The sequence below is a fragment of the Maribacter sp. UBA3344 genome, assembly GCF_002362375.1.
GTDB lineage: Bacteria > Bacteroidota > Bacteroidia > Flavobacteriales > Flavobacteriaceae > Maribacter > Maribacter dokdonensis.
Genome location: NZ_DERI01000017.1, coordinates 196,595 through 215,363 on the forward strand (window position 1 = coordinate 196,595; position 18,769 = coordinate 215,363).

Sequence of the window (18,769 nt, forward strand, 5' to 3'; positions counted from 1 at the left end):
CTAAAAATATTGACCAATACCAAAGACAATACCATTGTCTCCGTCTTTTGTGATTCCGTAGCCGTAATCTATTCTAAATATTGCATTGAAAATGCGCTTGTGCATAAACCTGAGCCCTACACCTGGGTAAATTCTAAGGTTTTCACTTTTCCATAAGTCATCAAACCCACCAGCCGGGTTTCTCCATGTACCACCATCAATAAAGAAATTTCCTTGTAGCACAAATTTATTTTTTTCGATGATGGTTTGCCTGTATTCCGTATTCAGCACAATCATAGCGGTACCCCTATCTATAGTGTTGCCTACACCTCTTATATTTAAGTTATTATCTACGGTAAAAGGAGCGAACGGACTGTCCACGTTACTTGCCAAACCTAAACGCAATCTATTGGCCCAATTTCCCCGTTCTCCAATTCTTTTAAAAAAGGTGAAATCGTTAAAACCAATTAAAAATTCAGGTAAATTATCATCGGTACTACCTACGTACTGAAAATTTAGTTGACTTCTAAATCCGTCTAAATAATGATAGTAATAGTCCAACCCGTTATAATCATAAATAAATTTGAACAAATGCTTATCAACATTTAAGTTCAATGGAACATCTGCACTGGTAGCACCGTCAACATACGCATAATCCTCAGTAAAAAAACTGAAACCAAATTCCATTCTGTTGAATAAATTGAACTCATACAAAGCCAACAGCTCAAATCCTGTATTACTATACCTATAATCTGCGGTATCGTTTTCAAAAAACACCGGCTCAAGTGTTGTAAAATTATTATAGTTTAACGCTAGACCCAGCTTACTGGTAACCAAGTAAGGTGCCCTTACACTTACCCCAAAAGAACTATAATTATCATACTGATAAAACGCTCCTAAAGTAATATTTTGACCAAAGGAATTAAATTCTTGCAGCCCTACCCTAAATGCGAAATTATCATTGGAAGAACTAAACAGATTGGCAAATGGTATTAAAGTAAAATTTTCCTCTACAACATACTGCACAATACATTGGTCACTAGGCAATAAATTCACCTTATAATATGCGTGAGATATTGAGGGCAGCTTTTTTAAACGGAGAATATCTTGATCCATTACTACAGAATCTAACTCCATACCTTTCTTTAAGGTAACCAGCTTTTCAATAAAAGAAATCTTAGTCCGCTTTGTTCCTGAAATCTGCAGTTGACTTACCTCATTGGTTTGCCCAAACGCAGATGAGCATACCAAAAACAGTACTGCAACAACCAACAGCATACCTTTACATTTTGAGGTATTTAAATCATAAACCATAAGGACATTTCATCTTGACTTTCAATATAGAACAAATTAAGTACGGAATCAATTTTAGTTAAAAACAACATGACTTAAACCAAAAAAGAGTCTAATTGCCTTACAACAATAGACTCTTTTAAGAAACACTCAAATAAAAATTAAAAAATACCTCTTAACCCTAGATTAAATGTTTGTCCTAAACCGGTATTACTACCGCGTACAAAATTAGTATACAGCAATTCTAGGTTCAAGGCACTTGTTAACTGATACTTTGCACCACCACCAATGGCAGTGAAATCTTGTGCAAAATTGTTACCTAAATCCAATCGTTGAGAATGTTGCGCCAAAGCTAAAACTGTGAATTTACTAGAAGGAAAATAGCTCAAGAACAAACCTGGGGTCAGGTTTAAACTATTATTGGCAAAGCTTTCTTCTTTATCACCAAAACTCAACTCTGAGTTTATTTCACTAAAAAGTTGCCATTTGTCTCCCGGAAAAGTATAGTCATAGAAAAATCTATTCTGCCATATGTAACCTTTTTGATCTAGGAAAACCCCGTTTTCAGTTTCATTATCCACTAATGGAATAAAGAAAGAACTCTGTATGGAAAAATTACTTACCGATGCTATTGGCACAAACTTTACAGATGGTGCAATGGAGGTTAGTCCAGATCTAGCTGTGTTATTTTCGCCATCAAATTTAAAAACATCAGTAGCACTTCTATCTCCGATCACGTTAGATCTAAATTCTAAAATAGCACCTATATTCCATCGTTTATTGGTTCCTACACCTGTATATCCTTCTAACGTAGAGGTAAAAAAGGTTTGTCTAGGTTCAGTACCGTCTGTAAAAGTACTTTTGGTCTGTGTGTATAAATTGTTGAACCATTTTACATCATACTGACCCTTACCTACCAATTTTGAAGGTGTATACTGTTGAATATTACTTTTCTGCTGCAAACTATCTTGGGCAAAGCCCGATATTATTGAGCAAAAGAAAACTATTGAAAATATCGTTTTTGTTGAAACTCTCATCTTTGGTTTTTTTTAAAATTCTAAATTGATTATTTGGTTTCGTTCAAAGACCAGTCATAAGGATAGTAAGATACCTTTGCCTTTTCTGGTAATTGTTCTTTTCTGTAGGTATTTATAAAATCTACGGTGCTTCCTTTTTGTTCAAAATCTCCCTTATACCACTCGAATAATTGTGAAATTTGCACCTTATTCTTATTCACTTTTATAAAATTGGGGTTGTTCAATGCCAAAACCGTTTGTTTTTGTAGCTGACTGTTCAATGTAGCCGGTTTATATGCCGTATTTATAATAGGAGGACAACCCAAACCTGCACATACCAATACAAAATGAAATCTTGCTTCAGAAGGAAATTCCGCTCTCAGCAAATTATTCTCTATACCGTTCAAGGTTATGGATTTACCGCCAACCTCATGTTTAGTTTTATCAAAAAATCCAGGAACATCCAATGGTGACTTTAATGGGTAATTGTTTATAATACCGTCTATGACCAATAAATTATAAGCATTGATCCAGAAGGCTTGGTATTGTGTAGCATCAGATTTAGAAACCGAAATACCCTTTGCTATTTCCAAAACCTCATTTAAACTTTTTGGGTCATTTTTAATTGCGGCATACTTCACTTTGCCGTTCACCACATTGGCTTTAAAAAAGCTATCGCTTTTGCTAAAAAAAGTTGTTAAATCTTGTGCCGTTATACTGTTTACAGCAAAAAGGATAAACAAAAAAGGTATAATAGTTTTTTTCATGGTAATCTTAATTTAAAATTGCTTTTGAGATTGTTTAAGTCGGTCATTTTTTAAAAACCATACAAACAAAAAAATATTTTTCAACGATTTTTTCAATACTTACGTCTCAATTAATCACTGATTTTCTGGATGTTACAAAGACGTTTTAATTTCATTAAAACGCAAACTACGCTTAAAAGTATCACAGAGTTATAACAAGTTTATAATCTTTCTAAATTAAAATGTAGCTGTTAAGTTATTACCTTTAATACCGACACAACCACCAACAAAATCATTTTATGGATCATATTGTAATTATAGGTAATGGCATTTCTGGGGTCACTTTAGCTAGACATATTCGTAAACTATCGGACAAAAGAATTACTATTATTTCTGCAGAAAGCGATTATTTCTTTTCGCGAACAGCCCTAATGTATGTTTACATGGGCCACATGAAATTTGAACATACCCAACCTTATGAGAACTGGTTCTGGAAAAAGAACAGAATTGATCTTATGAACGGTTTTGTTGAAAAAGTAGACACCGATTCTAAAAAATTACTTTTAAAAGGAGGTTCTACTGTTTCTTATGACAAATTGGTAATTGCAACAGGCTCAAAACCCAACAAGTTTGGCTGGCCCGGTCAAGATTTAAAAGGTGTACAAGGACTGTATTCCAAACAAGATCTTGAAATGCTAGAAAAAAATGCCCCTAACAACAAGGTATGTAATAGAGCGGTAATTGTTGGTGGCGGACTTATAGGTATAGAAATGGCAGAAATGTTACGTTCTAGAGAAATACCGGTCACTTTTTTAGTTCGTGAAAAAAGTTTTTGGAACGGTGTGCTACCCGCAAGAGAATCCGCAATGATCAACGAACATATAATTGAACACCATATAGATTTACAGTTAGACACTAATCTTGAAAAAATTATTGCCGATGATAATGGGCATGCCAAAGCGGTTGTTACGGATAAAGGTGAAACCATAGAATGTAACGTTGTTGGCTTAACTGCCGGTGTTGCCCCTAATATAGATTTTCTAAAAGATTCTGGCATAGAAATAGGTAGAGGTGTTAAAGTAAATAGATTTCTAGAAACCAACATAAAAGATGTGTATGCCATTGGCGATTGCGCAGAGCAACATGAAGGCATAGGTAGCAGAAGACCTATAGAGGCCGTATGGTATACTGGTAGAATGATGGGCGAAACCCTAGCACAGACTATCTGTGGAAACCCAAGAAAGTATAATCCCGGTCACTGGTTCAACTCTGCGAAATTTTTAGATGTAGAGTACCAAACTTACGGGTGGGTTTTTAGTGAACGAGGCAAAAAAGAAACTGAACAGCATTTTCATTGGAGACACCCCGAAGAAAAAATATGTATTACCGTAGCGTTCGACAAAGACACTAATCAATTTTTAGGCATCAACACTTTTGGCATACGCATGAGACATGAGATCTTTGACCAATGGTTAACGGAGAACAAAGATATTGATCATGTAATGACTTACTTAAAAGATGCCAACTTTGATCCGGAATTCTACAAACTACATGAGGACGCAATTGTTGCCAAATACAATAGCGATTACAACAAGAACATTAATCCAAAGAAAAAAAGTTGGAAACGAATTTTCAGCATCGCCTAACTCAATTATTAAAATAAAAACACACCTACCATGGGTAATTTAAATAGAAGTATGTCACTTGCGGGAGAACCGCCAAAAGCTTTGAACACTGGCCAAAAATTGGCTGTAATAACAGGTATGACCGGTATGGGCATTCTTATTTTACAATTGTTCAATTTAAATTTAGGCAATAGTGCACTATGGCTTTCAATAGCTATTCTTGCCATTTTTGCCGGAATCATTTGGTTTTCACAAGCTGCATATGCACATAAACATAAAGGGATAAAAAATGATGGGGTTTGGTTTAAATCAATGTCCAGCAGAGGTGTACTAGCCTGGATGGCAGGTATCGCCTTAACAGGATTCTACATTGTTCTTTACTTTTATCCGCAATATTTAGGACTAGTAAAAGATGGTGACAACACTGGTTTAATTGCATTATTTGACCCCTTGAGCAAAGCTTTAAGTGGCAACCCAGCTAGCCAATGGTTTGTTTATGGTACGCTATATACCGTAGCTATTTTGGCTTTTGGAGCTAAATTTATTTGGAAATACCGTCACAATAAATACGAACAGTTAAGAACAGTAAGTGTTATGTTCTTTCAAACGGCATTTGCATTCTTTATCCCAGAAATTATGGCAAGGTTAAACGGTGATTTACCCTATTATGACCTTAAGAATATGTGGCCCTTAAATTATTATAATTTTGAGCGTTACCGTATTAACGGTTTCATAGATTCTGGCAGTGTAGGTATGACTATGTTATTCTTTGGGATCATATCCATATTTGTTATATCTCCTTTCTTAACCTATAAATATGGTAAACGTTGGTACTGCTCTTGGGTTTGTGGTTGTGGTGGCCTGGCAGAAACTGCTGGAGATTCTTTTCGTCAATTAAGTGATAAATCTAAATTCGCCTGGAAAGTTGAGCGCTGGGTTGTACACAGTGTAGTAGTATTCGTAACCTTAATGACTACTGCGGTAATCTACTCTTATTTAGGTAATGACACCAGTAAATACTGGCTAACAAAAACCATGTTTATTTCTGGCGTTGCCATTATTTTAACCGCTGTATTTGCATGGGTAATGATTTACAAAAGAGATGAACTTGAGAAAGATGCCAAATATGGCGCTATTGGATATTTTACCATAATAGCGGTGTTAATAGGTATGCACTTTTTTAGTGGCTCTGGAAACATATTCATTTTTAAAGCAGAAACCCTACGTTCTACCTATAGCTTTTTGATCGGTAGTATTTTCTCCGGGGTAATAGGAACAGGTTTCTACCCTATTTTAGGAAACCGTGTATGGTGTAGATTTGGATGCCCAATGGCCGCAATATTAGGATTTCAGCAACGTATGTTCTCTAAATTTAGAATTACTACCAATGGTGGTCAATGTATCTCTTGCGGTAACTGTTCTACCTACTGTGAAATGGGTATAGATGTTCGTGCTTACGCTCAAAAAGGCGCAAACATTGTAAGATCTAGTTGTGTTGGCTGTGGTATCTGTTCCGCTGTTTGCCCTAGAGGTGTATTAAAATTAGAGAACGGACCAGAAAAAGGACGTATAGACTCTAAGGAAGTTTTGTTGGGCAATGATGTTGATTTAATGGATCTTGTAAACAAAAACTAGTGGTATTCAGTAGGGTCATTTAGAAAGTGCCCAAAGTTATCATCTAGGAAAAAGAACATGAAAGATTGGTTTTAGCTAATCTTTCATGACCTTTACAACGTAATAACCACCATAGAAATTAAAAATGAATCGCTTTCTTTTTATCATAATTCTCCTCTCTTTGCATTTGCAGGGGCAAAAAGAAATCAATTATCCTGAGGTAATTTATGGTAAGGAAAATATAAGCGCCAGCTGGGTTAGCCACCCAGATATTAAAGGAGGAGAGGACACTGCAGTGTTATTTAGAAACACTTTCAATATCACCGATTCTAAAGAAGATTTCATCATTAATATTTCTGCAGACAATCATTACTTTCTATATGTAAATGGGCATTTTATTACCCACGGTCCGCAATTAAGCGACATTCAGCACTATAAATTTGAAACCTTAAACTTAAAAGACTATCTAAACAAGGGCAAAAACGTTATTGCCGTTAAGGTCATCAATTTTGGAAAAAGGAGATTCTTGGGCATGCAGTCCATATTTACTAGTGTTATGGTAAATGGCGTTACCAACAATGCAAAGATTATCAATACCACAGGAAACAATGATAATTGGTTAAGTACTATAGACCAATCATATAAAGCCAATGAAGTGGTTTGGAGAGGTAATGGAGAAAAGGCGATCGTTGGCGGATTCTATGCAAACAATCCAACCGATATTGTTGATATGAACCACTACCCAACAAATTGGGAAACGTTGGATTATGATGATTCCAAGTGGAAAAAGGTTGATTTTTTTGAGAATGCAAGTAGCATGGGCGGTTCCATTGCCTATTTGTTAGAACCTCGTAATTTGCCTTTGCTTTCGTGGGATGAGGAACCTGTAGGTAGTATTGTAAGGTCAAGTAACCCTCTTGACACCGCTTTCCCAAAAACAGGTGAACTTAGAGTTGCTCCAAACAAGAATATTACTTTTTTAATCGATCGACAATATGTTACCAACGGTTTTCCTGAACTGATTTTTAGCAAAGGAAAATCAGCCAAAATCACTATTAAATATGCCGAGAATCTTTTTGGTGAAAACAATGAAAAAGGTGATCGAAACAATATTGAAAACAAACAGCTTTTAGGGTATTACGATGAAGTTATTTCTAACGGTAATGTGGCTCAAAAATTTATTCCTAATTGGATGCGCACTTTCCGTTTTATAGCATTTGAAATAACTACCAAAGACCAAGAACTTATTCTAGAAAAGTTTGTAAACCATAGATCACGAACAACCATACCATCCGTCGCAAAGTTTACATCTGACAATACCTTGTACAATGATATTTTTGATATCTGCAAACGCACTATAGATATCTGCACACAAGATTATTTTTTGAGCGATGCCTATTATGAGACCATGCAATATGTTGGCGATACCAAAATACAGGCATTAATTTGGCAGGCAATGAGCGGTAATACGGCACATACCAAAAATGCCATTCGCCAATTTGATCATTCCAGGGATTCTGATGGCAATATATTGGGCGCCTATCCTCTACGCTCTACATTTATTTACCCTACCTATTCTTTGGTTTGGGTAGATATGATTGCAGACTATTACAAAACCTCTGGCGACAAAGCATTTATACATACTTACAAAGACGGCATCGTCAATACTTTAGCTGGTTTTGAAAAGAACATGAATGAGCTTAATTTGGTAAACAAAACTCCCTATCGCTATTTCGTTGATTGGTATACAGGACCCAATAATGGCAGTGGTACGGCAACAAAAAATGATGGTCTTAATTCTGCCGTTGTAAGCCTACATTATGTGCATGCACTACAGAACGCCGCACTACTTTTTAAAGAAATAGGAGATGATCATACCTATAACAGCTATAAAAATAGAGCGCAAGAAATTATAGCATCGGTCAACGAACATTGTTACGATGCCAAAAGAAAGCTCTTTGCTGAAAGACCAGACAAGACCATTTATGATCAACATACCAATATCATGGCCATATTGACCAATGCCATACCATTGTCAGAGCAAAAGGATTTATTGTCGAAAATTTTAACCGAAAAAGATTTATTACAGGCTACCTATTACTATCGCTTTTATCTTTTTGAAGCGATAAAAAAAGTTGGTGCACCAGAGCTATTCGACCTTGCACAAAAACCTTGGGAGCAAATGATCACCGATCATATGACCACTACCCTAGAACGTTTTGAAAGTACAGAAAAACCAACACGTTCAGAGGTTCATCCGTGGAGTGCATCACCATCCTATTTTTATTTCAATTATTTGGCGGGCATCCGGTCCGTAAAAAATGATTTTGAAGAAGTTGAGATCGTTCCTGCTTTTGGTGAGCTAAATGAAATTAAAGGTTTACTCCCCACATCAAAAGGGAATATTGAATTTGAACTAGAAAAAAATAAAGAAACGTTATCCGCTGTAATAACCATTCCAAGCAATATGATCGGAAAGCTGGTTTGGGGCGGCAAAAATATTGCACTAAACAAGGGAAAAAACCACTACACCATACAAAGGGACAAATAGCAAGTAAAATTGCATACCGTATGAAACCAGTGAATTAAATGAAATAATATGAAGCTATTAAAACCCACATACGCCATATTGATCTGTTTAGGATTGTTAGCTTTTATAAAGCCCGAAGACAAACATTATAAGCGTAACTTTTATGATGACGGCACCATAGAAAGTGAAGGATGGATGCGGTATAATACAAGAACAGATTACTGGACTTTTTACCACCCTAACGGAAACAAATCTCAACAAGGATTTTATTCTTACGGTAAAAAAGACAAATATTGGTTTTTCTTTGATGAACACAGAGTTAGAACTAAAGAAGGACGGTTTAAAGATAATAGTGAAATTGGTTGGTGGCTCTTTTACGACCCACAAGGGCGTATTAACCATAAATGTCAATTAACAAATGGAATAAAGGACGGATATTGTTTAAAATATAAAGATGCAAAACTCATATCTGCCGAAAAATATAGTAAAGGAGAAAAAATTAAAGAATGGACATCTTTTAGGGCCTTTACACATGAAAATAGTTTATCTGATTTAAAATAATGACAGACATAAAGGTAATTATACCAGCTTTTAACGAAGCAGATTCTATAGCACATGTCATCAACGAACTGCCCAAAACGGTATCTGAAATAATCGTTGTAAACAATAACTCTACAGATGACACAGTAAAAAATGCAAAAGCCGCGGGTGCAACGGTACTCACAGAAAACAAAAAAGGCTATGGCTTTGCATGCTTGCACGGGTTAGATTATGTAGCAAAAAAATCTGAACAACCAGATATTATCGTATTTATTGATGGAGACTATTCTGATTATCCGGAAGAGCTGGATAAGGTAGTTGCCCCAATTTTGGAAAATGACATTGATTTTGTAGTAGGTGCCAGAGAAAAAAGTTTAAGAGAAGAGGGTTCCATGACCCCACAACAGGTTTTTGGCAACTGGTTGGCCACATTTTTAATGCGTTTGTTTTTTGGCGCAAAATTTACGGATTTAGGTCCATTTAGGGCAATTAAATACGAAAAGCTCAAAGAATTGAACATGGAAGACAAAACTTATGGGTGGACAGTTGAAATGCAACTAAAAGTTCTTAAGAAAAAAATGACATATACCGAAGTACCAGTACGTTACAAACGAAGAATTGGTATCTCAAAAGTATCAGGAACCGTAAAAGGTAGTATATTTGCTGGCATAAAAATTTTGGGGTGGATCTTCAAATACAGTATTAAATAATATGGAACTAGCTTTAGCATATTTCATCATCGTAATTTATAGTATTTCTTTACTATTAATTTTCTTTTACAGCTTGGCACAGCTAAATCTGTTGATCAATTATTTATCACAAAAGAGACAGAACCAAACGGCACCAAAATTTAATCTGTTAGACCCAAAAGAAATTCCGTTCGTAACCATACAACTTCCGGTCTTTAACGAAGAGTATGTAATGGACAGGCTTTTAGAGAACATCGCAAAAATTGAATACCCAAAAAGTAAATTGGAAATTCAGGTTTTAGATGATTCTACGGATGATACCGTAATAGCTACCGCTGCAAGCATAGCTAAATTACAGGAGACCGGTCTAGACATACAACATATTACAAGAACAGACCGATCTGGTTTTAAGGCAGGTGCCTTAAAAGAAGGATTAAAAATAGCTAAAGGTGAATTCATCGCTATTTTTGATGCAGACTTTTTACCGGCTGCAGACTGGCTTAAAAAAACCGTTATCTATTTTAAAGATGAAGAAATAGGTGTGGTGCAGACCCGTTGGGGCCACCTAAACCGAGACTATTCCACTTTAACTAAAATACAGGCGTTTGCTCTTGATGCTCATTTCACATTAGAGCAGGTAGGGCGCAACAGTAAAGGTCACTTCATCAACTTTAACGGTACCGCAGGTATTTGGCGTAAAGAGTGTATTCTTGATGCCGGTAACTGGGAAGGAGATACCCTCACAGAAGATTTGGACCTAAGCTACCGCGCACAGTTAAAAAACTGGAAATTTAAGTATTTAGAAGATGTAGAAACCCCGGCAGAACTACCTGTAGTTATCAGTGCCGCTCGTTCACAACAATTTCGTTGGAACAAAGGTGGGGCAGAGAACTTTAGAAAAACGGTTTGGAGCGTTATTACCGCAAAGAACATTCCATTTAAAACCAAGTTCCATGGTGTTATGCACTTGTTGAACAGTTCCATGTTCTTATGTGTGTTTTTGGTAGCTATATTAAGCATACCATCGCTTTATATTAAAAATACCTATGGTCATTTGGATTGGGTATTCTCTTTGTTAAGCTTGTTCACGATAAGCACCATTATATTGTTTGTCTGTTATTGGTTTACCTACAAGAGTATACAAGGTAGCGGCTTTGATAATTTTATAGATTATATACGAATTTTCTTTACTTTTTTCTCGGTTGCCCTTGGGTTCTCTTTACATAACACCATTGCCGTACTTGAAGGTCATATGGGTAAAAGAAGTGAATTTGTACGTACTCCAAAATTCAACATTAGCTCATTAAAACAAAGTTGGAAGGGAAACAAATACCTAGCTAAAAAATTATCGCCCAATATGATATTGGAATTTGCATTAATGCTCTACTTCATGTTTGGCATGTACAGCGCCATACCATTAAATGATTTTGGACTTTTTCCATTCCATTTTATGTTATTTCTAGGGTTTGGGTTTGTATTCTTTAAATCTTTGACCTCAAGGGCTTAAAAACACTATAATTGCAATATTTTAAAAAGATAACTCAACTGGGTTATCTTTTTTTATTTTCAAGACATCCTAATGTAACCTGAACGCCAGAAAGACCATTTACACATTTATTTTTTCTACAATAAAGGGTAAAAAAGATTTTCACTTTATATTGTGATTACTATAGAGAATAGCATCAAAATTTAAAACATGGATCCTAAAGAAAATCTCAAAAATCTAGGACTTGAACTTCCTACAATATCAACACCAGGTGGCAATTATGTTTCTTTAAATATTAGAGATAACATAGCTTACATCGCCATTCAATTTCCTATTTTAAATGAAAAGTTCTTATACCAAGGTAGATTAGGGAATGAAATTTCAACAGAACAAGGGTATAAAGCTATGGAACTATGCGCCTTAAATGTATTGGCTCAAGCAGAAAGTAGAATTGGTTTTCATAAAATTATAGGTTTAAATCATTTTGACGCCTACTTTCAGTCAGCAGAAAACTGGGACGAATCGCCAAATGTTGTCAATGGAGCATCTAATTTGTTCGTAAAGGTTTTAAATGAAAAAGGTCAACACTCAAGAGCAATATTTGGAGTACATAAATTACCTAGAAATTTCTGCGTTGGACTAACAGCTACCTTTACCATTAAAACCGAATAAAGACCATGGAGCATAGCGTGATAAAAATACATTAACTCAACTTATACGCTGTGGTTACAATGACACCGTGTTGATCAACAACCCTTAACAGCTCTTTTGACTTCACTGTTTTTAAGTTAAAAGGTGACTCCTGTAACTTTATACCGCTTTTCATTTTAAGCCTTGTACCTTGACCCGAAATAATGTCTATGTTGGCAACAAACTTTTTGTTTGGTAAGTGCTCCGTAACAATAACATAGGTGTACTGCATTAACTTACGGGTAATCTGATGAACTTCGGCATTAGATAAATGTTGTAGTACTTGTCTTAAGATAGCGCAATCTGCAACAGGAAGGTCATCTACCGCAATATCCAAACATTGAAACTCTACGTTCTTTGATTTAAACTTTTTCTTGTTGTACGTAATTAATTCGGGTACTATATCAACGGCAACATAATTCTGGGTATAACTTACCAGTTCTTTACCTATATTAAAATCTCCACATCCTAAATCACACACGGAAATAGGGTTTTCAAATGAAGTTAAAAAAGTAGTTAATGTCTCTATATAAGGTTTTACAATTTCCGGCTTATGAGAACCTTCACCCGAATAAAAATCTTCAGTACCACTACCCCACAGATTCATTTCATACACTTGTTGCATAGCCTTTTTGGTTGGCCAAGGAATCTTATTTGGTTTAATACCCTTTTTATCAGTATTCATAAGCAACAGTGCAAAATTTCGACTTCAAAATAAGGTATAAAAATTTAAAAATCACCACCTAACCTGAGAACATAAAATTAGTTTGCGTACAAATTCCCCTATTCATGGCTTTCAGCAGGTAGTTACCCCAAACTATCAGTGATGATTATTTAATACTTATAATCGTTTATTTAAAGAAGGCTATTTTAATACCCATTGAAATAAATGCCAAGCCTCCTATTTTATTTAACAGTTTACTTGAACTAGGGTTTTCTTTGATCTGGTTAGAAAAAACACTTGCGAACAAGGTTAAAATAATATACCAAACCACCCCTATAAACGCATAAGTTACACCTAACATTACATACGGCATTGGGTTATGTATTTGGTTGGCGGATATAAACTGCGGAAAAAAAGCAACAAAGAATAATGCAACTTTAGGATTTAATGAATTAGTCAAAAATCCTGACCAAAAATCACTTTTCACCTTTTGACCATTAGTTGACAATTGCTCTAAACCATCAAAATCGGTTCTTTTTCTATAAGTTGCCACCCCTAAATAAATGAGGTATGCAGCACCTAAATATTTAACTGCGGCAAAGGCAAAGGCTGATTTGGCCAATAATACGGATACTCCCATTGCCGCACACAAAGTATGCGTCAATATACCCACATTTACTCCTAATGCCGCTTGTATTCCAGATTTTCTTCCTCGTCCCAAAGACTTGTTCAGCACAAAAAAAGTGTCTAAACCAGGTGTCATTATAAACAATAATGCCGATACCATAAAGGTTACAAAATTTTCTATACCCATAGCTCTATAATTTTAAAAATCCACAAGGCAAAGAAATGACTTTAAAGGTTTATGAAAAATACATATTTGTAGCTTTTTAATGCATAAATTGCATTAATTATGACTACACAGCAAATAAAATATTTTTTAAGCCTTGCCACGGAACTTCATTTTTGGAAAGCTGCAGAAAAATTGTTCATATCTCAATCTACCTTAAGTAGACAAATTCAATCATTGGAAGAAGAAATTGGTTATCAACTATTTAAACGAGATAAACGCAATGTAAAACTCACCGATGCGGGTATTTTCCTAAAGGACAAATGGGCAACTACCATCAATGACCTTAATCATTTTCAAAAACAGGCAAAGAAGATAGACCAAGGCACTTCTGGCCATATTTCCCTTTCTTACCCAGGTTCTATTGCCTTTAGTTATCTACCGCTTTTCTTAAGTAAAATCAACGCTAGCATACCAGATTTAAAACTAGAATTAACTGAGCCTATAGATGAAAACCATGAAAAATTGCTACTTAATTATGATACCGATATTGCTTTTAATAGAGATGCCATAAATAACACTCATATAATGTCGTATAAATTACATACTGAACCTATCTGCCTTGTTGTTCCAGAGAAACATTGGTTGACCAATACAACCTTAAAGGATTTAAAGGTGTTGCAAGATGAAAAATTCATTATTTCTGGCTTACATAGAAACACTTACTTTCCTTCACTATTAAGAAGTCTTTTTCAAAAAAACGGTTTTGAGCCAAAAACTGTTATTGAATCTGATTTTGGAGGTATGATCATTAATCTTGTAGCACAAGGCCTAGGCATATCTATACTACCGTTATCCTATAAATTCTCAAATGCAATTGGCGTTAGGTTTATAGCGCTAGATGAGACTATTAGCTTATTTATGAACTGGAGAAAAAATGATCCTAATAGAATAACAGAAAGAGTAGTTAAACTTGCCAAAGAAATGACAAACCCTACTTAAATCAATATTTTAAAGTTTGTAGAATAAATGGATCCAAATAGATCTTGATAGCCTAAAATTAAAAGTGCTCAATAGTATAGTTACCAAAGCAATAATAGTAAATACCCGCAACGGTGACAGATCTACAAAATACCAAAACAATACAAGGCTTATTATCATTTGTGCCACAGCCAAGGCATAACTAACGAACATAGCTCCAAAAAAGAAGCCCGTTTCTTTTTCAAATTTAAAATTGCATTCAGAACACCTTTCATTCATTGTTGGCATTTTAAACAAAAAAACATTTCCTTGCCCACTAAAGACCTTACCCTCATTACAATTAGGACATTTGCATTTTACAACATTCAACACTTTACTCATGACCCCATTTTTATACTGCAAAATTAAGACATAAAATAAAGATTTCGGTCGTATCATAAGCACATATATTTGTACTTTTAAGACATTTTATATGAAAATACCCATTTTACATATTAGTCAGTTTTTAAAAAACAAGCCGTTACACAGTCTTTATGTAAACTCTTTTGCAGACCATATTCAAATCAATAAGAATCTTATAAATAAACCTCATAGCCATAATTTTTACTTGTGCGTTATTTTTACCAAAGGCACCGGCACACATGAAATAGATTTTGACACCTACCCAATAGAACCCGGAAAGGTCTTCTTCTTAAAACCTGGGCAAACTCATTTTTGGAAATTTGAATCGCAACCAGAAGGTTATATTTTCTTTCACTCTCAAGAATTCTATGAACTTAAATTTTTGGATCATTCCTTAAATTCTTTTCCTTTTTACTATTCCAACCAAAACCCGCCTTTGCTTCAATTATCTAAAGAGAAACTGATACACCTAACCACTGGTTTTCAAGAACTTTTCACAGAGTACAGAGAAGAAAATTTACTAAGAGAAGCTAAAATCATTAGTCTTATACACTATATATACATAGAATTAACGCGTGCATATACTGCCGACACTATTATAGAAAAATTAGGATCTAACAGCTATGCGAATATACTTGAGCGACTGGAAAAATTAATTAACGCACACTTTTACACCGAAAAATTACCTAAATTCTATGCTGAAAAACTAAGTATTACAACCAAACACTTAAACAGAGTGGTTCAAAAGACCATCAGCAAAACTACAACTACCTTGATCTCTGAGCGTATCATGTTAGAAGCTAAACGTTTGATCGTTCATTCTAATGACAACCTAGCCAATGTTGCAGACACCTTGGGGTATTCTGACTATGCCTATTTTTCAAAATTCTTTAAATCAAATACAGGGATGACCCCAATGGAATTCAGAAAAATATATTTTCATTAAACCACTACAAGATATCATGATGAATTTAGAAACAAACAAAAGGAACGCCATCGCTTTTTACAGAACGGCATATTTAGGAAACCCAAAACTGGCCATAGAAATGTATGTTGGCAAAGAATACCTTCAGCATAATCCCGCAGTTGCCAATGGTACGCAAGGTTTTATAGATTATTTTGAACGCATGCAAAAAGAATACCCTGAAAAATCTATTGAATTTGTACGTTGCATTGCAGAAGGAGATTTGGTTGCATTACATACGCACCAAGTATGGCCAGGAAATGACCAATATGTTACAATGGATTTTTTCAGGTTTGATACAAATGAAAAAATATGCGAACATTGGGATGCTATACAGCAAATACCAGAGAAATCTGAAAATCCAAATACTATGTATTAACCCATCAACTTAAAGTATTATGAATAAAATTAATATTCAAGGCATTAATTGGGATGCAAAATCATCTTTTCAAAGAGGTCCTGCAAAAGCACCTGCCCTAATCAGAAAAGCACTATACAGTGATTCTATGAACTTATGTACGGAGCTTGGAACAACAATAGAAAATGACCTAATAACGGATAATGGTGATTTCAATATTGAAGACTATTTTGATATCGCCACTATTACCCAAAAGAATATTGAAAATGGTGAAAAGTTACTGACCTTGGGTGGCGACCACTCCATAACTTTCCCGATTATTAAAGCGTTTCATGACCATTATCCAAAACTTGACATTCTACATATTGATGCCCATGCGGATCTATACCATGACTATGAAGGCGATCCTTACTCTCACGCTTGTCCTTTTGCCAGAATTATGGAAAACGGCTATGCCGTAAAACTTGTTCAAATAGGCATTCGTACCTTAAATCAACATCAGGCAGATCAAGTAAAAAAGTTCGATGTTGACATTCATGAAATGCGAAACTTGGACTTAACTGCAATACCCAATTTTAAAAATCCCTTGTACATTTCTTTAGATATGGATGGTTTTGACCCTGCCTTTGCACCAGGGGTTTCTCATCATGAACCGGGCGGACTCTCTTCTCGTCAAGTTATAGATTTAATTCAGGGTATAGACGCCCAAATTGTTGGTGCCGATATTGTGGAATACAATCCTGATCGAGATTTTAATGATATGACCGCATATTTGGCAGCTAAAATGATGAAAGAGCTTTTAGGAAAATTGATGGTCCATTAAATTAAAAATCAATAAAAAACCATTAAATTGACCTGTTACTAAATTGAAAACCCCTAATGCCAACTAGCTTTAAAAACTTTTTGAAACTCCATAAAGTTTCCCTCACCTTAGCGGTATTAAGTTTTGTATTCTACTATACGTTTGCCTATCATTTACCTAGAACAGATTTCATAAAACTGCTTACCCTATTTGTTGCCCTATTCTTTTTCTGTTTTAAGCTGATACAATTTGAAAAACACAACTTTAGGTTTTTACTGGGTATAGGCATCATTTGTAGACTGGTATTTTTATTTGCAGAACCTAATCTTTCACAAGATTTTTATAGATTCATTTGGGACGGACATTTAGTAGCCAATGGCAATAACCCCTATCTATACACTCCAGATGAGTTAATGCAAAACATGGTATCAATAATACCGAATGCCCAAGAGCTGTACGACGGTATGGGTAGTTTAAGCGCAAGGCACTACAGTAATTACCCCCCATTAAATCAACTTATTTTTGCCTTGGCCACTATTCTTGGCGGCAAGAGTCTTTTTGGATCATTATTCGCTATGCGTTCAATTATTATTCTGGCAGATGTAGGTATTTTCTATTTTGGCAGAAGGTTATTAAAAAACCTTAATCGATCTCCGCATCTAATATTCTGGTATTTCATTAATCCGCTTGTAATAGTTGAACTCACCGGAAATCTTCATTTTGAAGGGGTCATGTTATTTTTCTTTATTCTATCGATGTTTTTATTGTCCATAGATAAATGGAAAACCGCCGCAATGGTTATTGCCTGCTCCATCTCCATAAAATTAGTACCTCTTTTATTCCTTCCTATTTTTCTAAAATATCTGGGTTGGAAAAAAAGCATTGTTTTCTATAGCATTATCGGCATAACGTCCATAGCTCTTTTTCTGCCTTTTAACACGCCAGAATTTATAGACAACTATAGTAGAACCATTAAACTTTGGTTCTCTAATTTTGAATTTAACTCGAGCCTCTATAACCTTGCCAAAAAAACAGCCGTTCATTTTGACGCAAAACCTTGGGAGTTCATTAAAGAATACGGTAAAATCACCCCACTAATAACTGTTATTACTGTAGGGTTATTTACATTTTTTCCCAAGAAATACGACTTAAACAGGGTACTTTGGTCAATGATGTGGGTTTTGACCATTTATTATTTCATATCTACCACAATACACCCTTGGTATATTATATTTTTAGTGCTACTATCTATTTTTACTACATATAGATATGCCATTATTTGGTCTGCCGCCGTAGTACTTAGTTATTATGCATATTCCCAAGCAGATTTCAAAGAAAGCCTTTGGCTTTTAGGCATTGAATATATTTCAGTATTTGCCTATTTGACTTATGAAATTGTTGCACATCGTAACAAAAAGTAAACTTTTTGTAAAAATTATGTCATGCGGGATGTCAAATAAATATAATTTGTACATTTACCCCGTAATGAACGAAATAAACTACTTTTTATATAGCACCTTGAGCCCAGTGGCTCTAGCGCGCCCGTTCACATCTCGCCGTCGTCGCCCGTAAGGGTAAGATATATTTATGGAATTAGGTG

General features: G+C 35.1%; 18 protein-coding genes. 12 read left to right on the top strand and 6 right to left on the bottom strand.

The genetic code is table 11. From position 1 onward, the window contains the following. From B2Z27_RS12060 to B2Z27_RS12070, 3 genes are all read right to left on the bottom strand, one after another. On the bottom strand, positions 1-1,257 hold the full coding sequence (locus B2Z27_RS12060; protein WP_286813832.1) for an outer membrane protein assembly factor: 1,257 nt from the start codon (positions 1,255-1,257) through the stop codon (positions 1-3). Between the two features lie 176 nt (positions 1,258-1,433). Beyond that, positions 1,434-2,309 (bottom strand): hypothetical protein, encoded by an 876-nt coding sequence (locus tag B2Z27_RS12065; protein ID WP_058105033.1) that lies wholly within the window; start codon positions 2,307-2,309, stop codon positions 1,434-1,436. Between the two features lie 29 nt (positions 2,310-2,338). After that, positions 2,339-3,055: a DUF547 domain-containing protein gene (locus tag B2Z27_RS12070; RefSeq protein WP_286813833.1), complete on the bottom strand. Its 717-nt coding sequence runs from the start codon at positions 3,053-3,055 to the stop codon at positions 2,339-2,341. A gap of 278 nt (positions 3,056-3,333) precedes the next feature. Here B2Z27_RS12070 and B2Z27_RS12075 point away from each other — a divergent pair, with 278 nt between their 5' ends. The 7 genes from B2Z27_RS12075 (at position 3,334) to B2Z27_RS12105 (ending at position 12,190) form a co-directional block, all read left to right on the top strand. After that, positions 3,334-4,680, top strand: coding sequence for an NAD(P)/FAD-dependent oxidoreductase (locus B2Z27_RS12075; protein ID WP_286813834.1), 1,347 nt, complete (start codon positions 3,334-3,336; stop codon positions 4,678-4,680). Between the two features lie 30 nt (positions 4,681-4,710). Next, on the top strand, positions 4,711-6,294 hold the full coding sequence (locus B2Z27_RS12080; protein ID WP_058105030.1) for a 4Fe-4S binding protein: 1,584 nt from the start codon (positions 4,711-4,713) through the stop codon (positions 6,292-6,294). A 124-nt stretch (positions 6,295-6,418) separates the two neighbouring features. After that, positions 6,419-8,824, top strand: a complete 2,406-nt coding sequence (locus B2Z27_RS12085; RefSeq protein ID WP_286813835.1) for a hypothetical protein — start codon at positions 6,419-6,421, stop codon at positions 8,822-8,824. A gap of 48 nt (positions 8,825-8,872) precedes the next feature. Then, positions 8,873-9,364, top strand: coding sequence for a toxin-antitoxin system YwqK family antitoxin (locus B2Z27_RS12090; RefSeq protein WP_074670092.1), 492 nt, complete (start codon positions 8,873-8,875; stop codon positions 9,362-9,364). Further along, on the top strand, positions 9,364-10,053 hold the full coding sequence (locus tag B2Z27_RS12095; protein WP_286813836.1) for a glycosyltransferase family 2 protein: 690 nt from the start codon (positions 9,364-9,366) through the stop codon (positions 10,051-10,053). The genes B2Z27_RS12090 and B2Z27_RS12095 overlap by 1 nt, the downstream gene beginning before the upstream one ends. A 1-nt stretch (position 10,054) precedes the next feature. Next, complete coding sequence (locus B2Z27_RS12100; protein ID WP_286813837.1) at positions 10,055-11,539, top strand: cellulose synthase family protein; 1,485 nt, start codon at positions 10,055-10,057, stop codon at positions 11,537-11,539. Positions 11,540-11,728: 189 nt separating this feature from the next. Next, positions 11,729-12,190: a RidA family protein gene (locus tag B2Z27_RS12105; protein ID WP_286813838.1), complete on the top strand. Its 462-nt coding sequence runs from the start codon at positions 11,729-11,731 to the stop codon at positions 12,188-12,190. Between the two features lie 31 nt (positions 12,191-12,221). Here the strand turns inward: B2Z27_RS12105 and B2Z27_RS12110 are convergent, their stop codons facing one another. Together B2Z27_RS12110 and B2Z27_RS12115 are read right to left on the bottom strand one after the other, a co-directional pair. Then, positions 12,222-12,893, bottom strand: coding sequence for a class I SAM-dependent methyltransferase (locus B2Z27_RS12110; protein WP_286813839.1), 672 nt, complete (start codon positions 12,891-12,893; stop codon positions 12,222-12,224). A 166-nt stretch (positions 12,894-13,059) separates the two neighbouring features. Further along, a complete protein-coding gene (locus tag B2Z27_RS12115) occupies positions 13,060-13,686 on the bottom strand; it encodes a LysE family translocator (RefSeq protein WP_099191098.1) in 627 nt (208 codons plus the stop codon). 99 nt (positions 13,687-13,785) lie between these two features. Between B2Z27_RS12115 and B2Z27_RS12120 the strand changes: the two genes are divergently transcribed. Then, positions 13,786-14,664, top strand: coding sequence for a LysR substrate-binding domain-containing protein (locus tag B2Z27_RS12120; protein WP_286813841.1), 879 nt, complete (start codon positions 13,786-13,788; stop codon positions 14,662-14,664). Between the two features lie 9 nt (positions 14,665-14,673). On the opposite strand, the gene B2Z27_RS12125 is transcribed toward B2Z27_RS12120, so the two are convergent. After that, a complete protein-coding gene (locus tag B2Z27_RS12125; RefSeq protein WP_244745288.1) occupies positions 14,674-14,922 on the bottom strand; it encodes a DUF983 domain-containing protein in 249 nt (82 codons plus the stop codon). A gap of 193 nt (positions 14,923-15,115) precedes the next feature. Between B2Z27_RS12125 and B2Z27_RS12130 the strand changes: the two genes are divergently transcribed. The 4 genes from B2Z27_RS12130 to B2Z27_RS12145 all read left to right on the top strand — a co-directional run bounded on the left by B2Z27_RS12130 (position 15,116) and on the right by B2Z27_RS12145 (position 18,590). Further along, complete coding sequence (locus tag B2Z27_RS12130) at positions 15,116-15,991, top strand: helix-turn-helix transcriptional regulator (protein ID WP_286813843.1); 876 nt, start codon at positions 15,116-15,118, stop codon at positions 15,989-15,991. A gap of 19 nt (positions 15,992-16,010) precedes the next feature. After that, entirely contained in the window at positions 16,011-16,388 is a 378-nt protein-coding gene (locus B2Z27_RS12135) for a nuclear transport factor 2 family protein (RefSeq protein WP_286813908.1), read from the top strand. Between the two features lie 19 nt (positions 16,389-16,407). Continuing rightward, positions 16,408-17,190: an agmatinase gene (gene speB, locus B2Z27_RS12140; protein ID WP_286813844.1), complete on the top strand. Its 783-nt coding sequence runs from the start codon at positions 16,408-16,410 to the stop codon at positions 17,188-17,190. A gap of 80 nt (positions 17,191-17,270) precedes the next feature. Continuing rightward, positions 17,271-18,590, top strand: coding sequence for a mannosyltransferase (locus tag B2Z27_RS12145; protein ID WP_339630875.1), 1,320 nt, complete (start codon positions 17,271-17,273; stop codon positions 18,588-18,590). Positions 18,591-18,769 lie beyond the last annotated feature (179 nt).

Coding starts and splice junctions, on each gene's coding strand:
- B2Z27_RS12120 (WP_286813841.1), top strand. CDS start 13,786: ATGACTACACAGCAAATAAAATATTTTTTAAGCCTTGCCACGGAACTT.
- B2Z27_RS12080 (WP_058105030.1), top strand. CDS start 4,711: ATGGGTAATTTAAATAGAAGTATGTCACTTGCGGGAGAACCGCCAAAA.
- B2Z27_RS12090 (WP_074670092.1), top strand. CDS start 8,873: ATGAAGCTATTAAAACCCACATACGCCATATTGATCTGTTTAGGATTG.
- B2Z27_RS12060 (WP_286813832.1), bottom strand. CDS start 1,257: ATGCTGTTGGTTGTTGCAGTACTGTTTTTGGTATGCTCATCTGCGTTT.
- B2Z27_RS12085 (WP_286813835.1), top strand. CDS start 6,419: ATGAATCGCTTTCTTTTTATCATAATTCTCCTCTCTTTGCATTTGCAG.
- B2Z27_RS12070 (WP_286813833.1), bottom strand. CDS start 3,055: ATGAAAAAAACTATTATACCTTTTTTGTTTATCCTTTTTGCTGTAAAC.
- B2Z27_RS12100 (WP_286813837.1), top strand. CDS start 10,055: ATGGAACTAGCTTTAGCATATTTCATCATCGTAATTTATAGTATTTCT.
- B2Z27_RS12125 (WP_244745288.1), bottom strand. CDS start 14,922: ATGAATGAAAGGTGTTCTGAATGCAATTTTAAATTTGAAAAAGAAACG.
- speB (WP_286813844.1), top strand. CDS start 16,408: ATGAATAAAATTAATATTCAAGGCATTAATTGGGATGCAAAATCATCT.
- B2Z27_RS12105 (WP_286813838.1), top strand. CDS start 11,729: ATGGATCCTAAAGAAAATCTCAAAAATCTAGGACTTGAACTTCCTACA.
- B2Z27_RS12075 (WP_286813834.1), top strand. CDS start 3,334: ATGGATCATATTGTAATTATAGGTAATGGCATTTCTGGGGTCACTTTA.
- B2Z27_RS12135 (WP_286813908.1), top strand. CDS start 16,011: ATGAATTTAGAAACAAACAAAAGGAACGCCATCGCTTTTTACAGAACG.
- B2Z27_RS12115 (WP_099191098.1), bottom strand. CDS start 13,686: ATGGGTATAGAAAATTTTGTAACCTTTATGGTATCGGCATTATTGTTT.
- B2Z27_RS12095 (WP_286813836.1), top strand. CDS start 9,364: ATGACAGACATAAAGGTAATTATACCAGCTTTTAACGAAGCAGATTCT.
- B2Z27_RS12065 (WP_058105033.1), bottom strand. CDS start 2,309: ATGAGAGTTTCAACAAAAACGATATTTTCAATAGTTTTCTTTTGCTCA.
- B2Z27_RS12110 (WP_286813839.1), bottom strand. CDS start 12,893: ATGAATACTGATAAAAAGGGTATTAAACCAAATAAGATTCCTTGGCCA.
- B2Z27_RS12130 (WP_286813843.1), top strand. CDS start 15,116: ATGAAAATACCCATTTTACATATTAGTCAGTTTTTAAAAAACAAGCCG.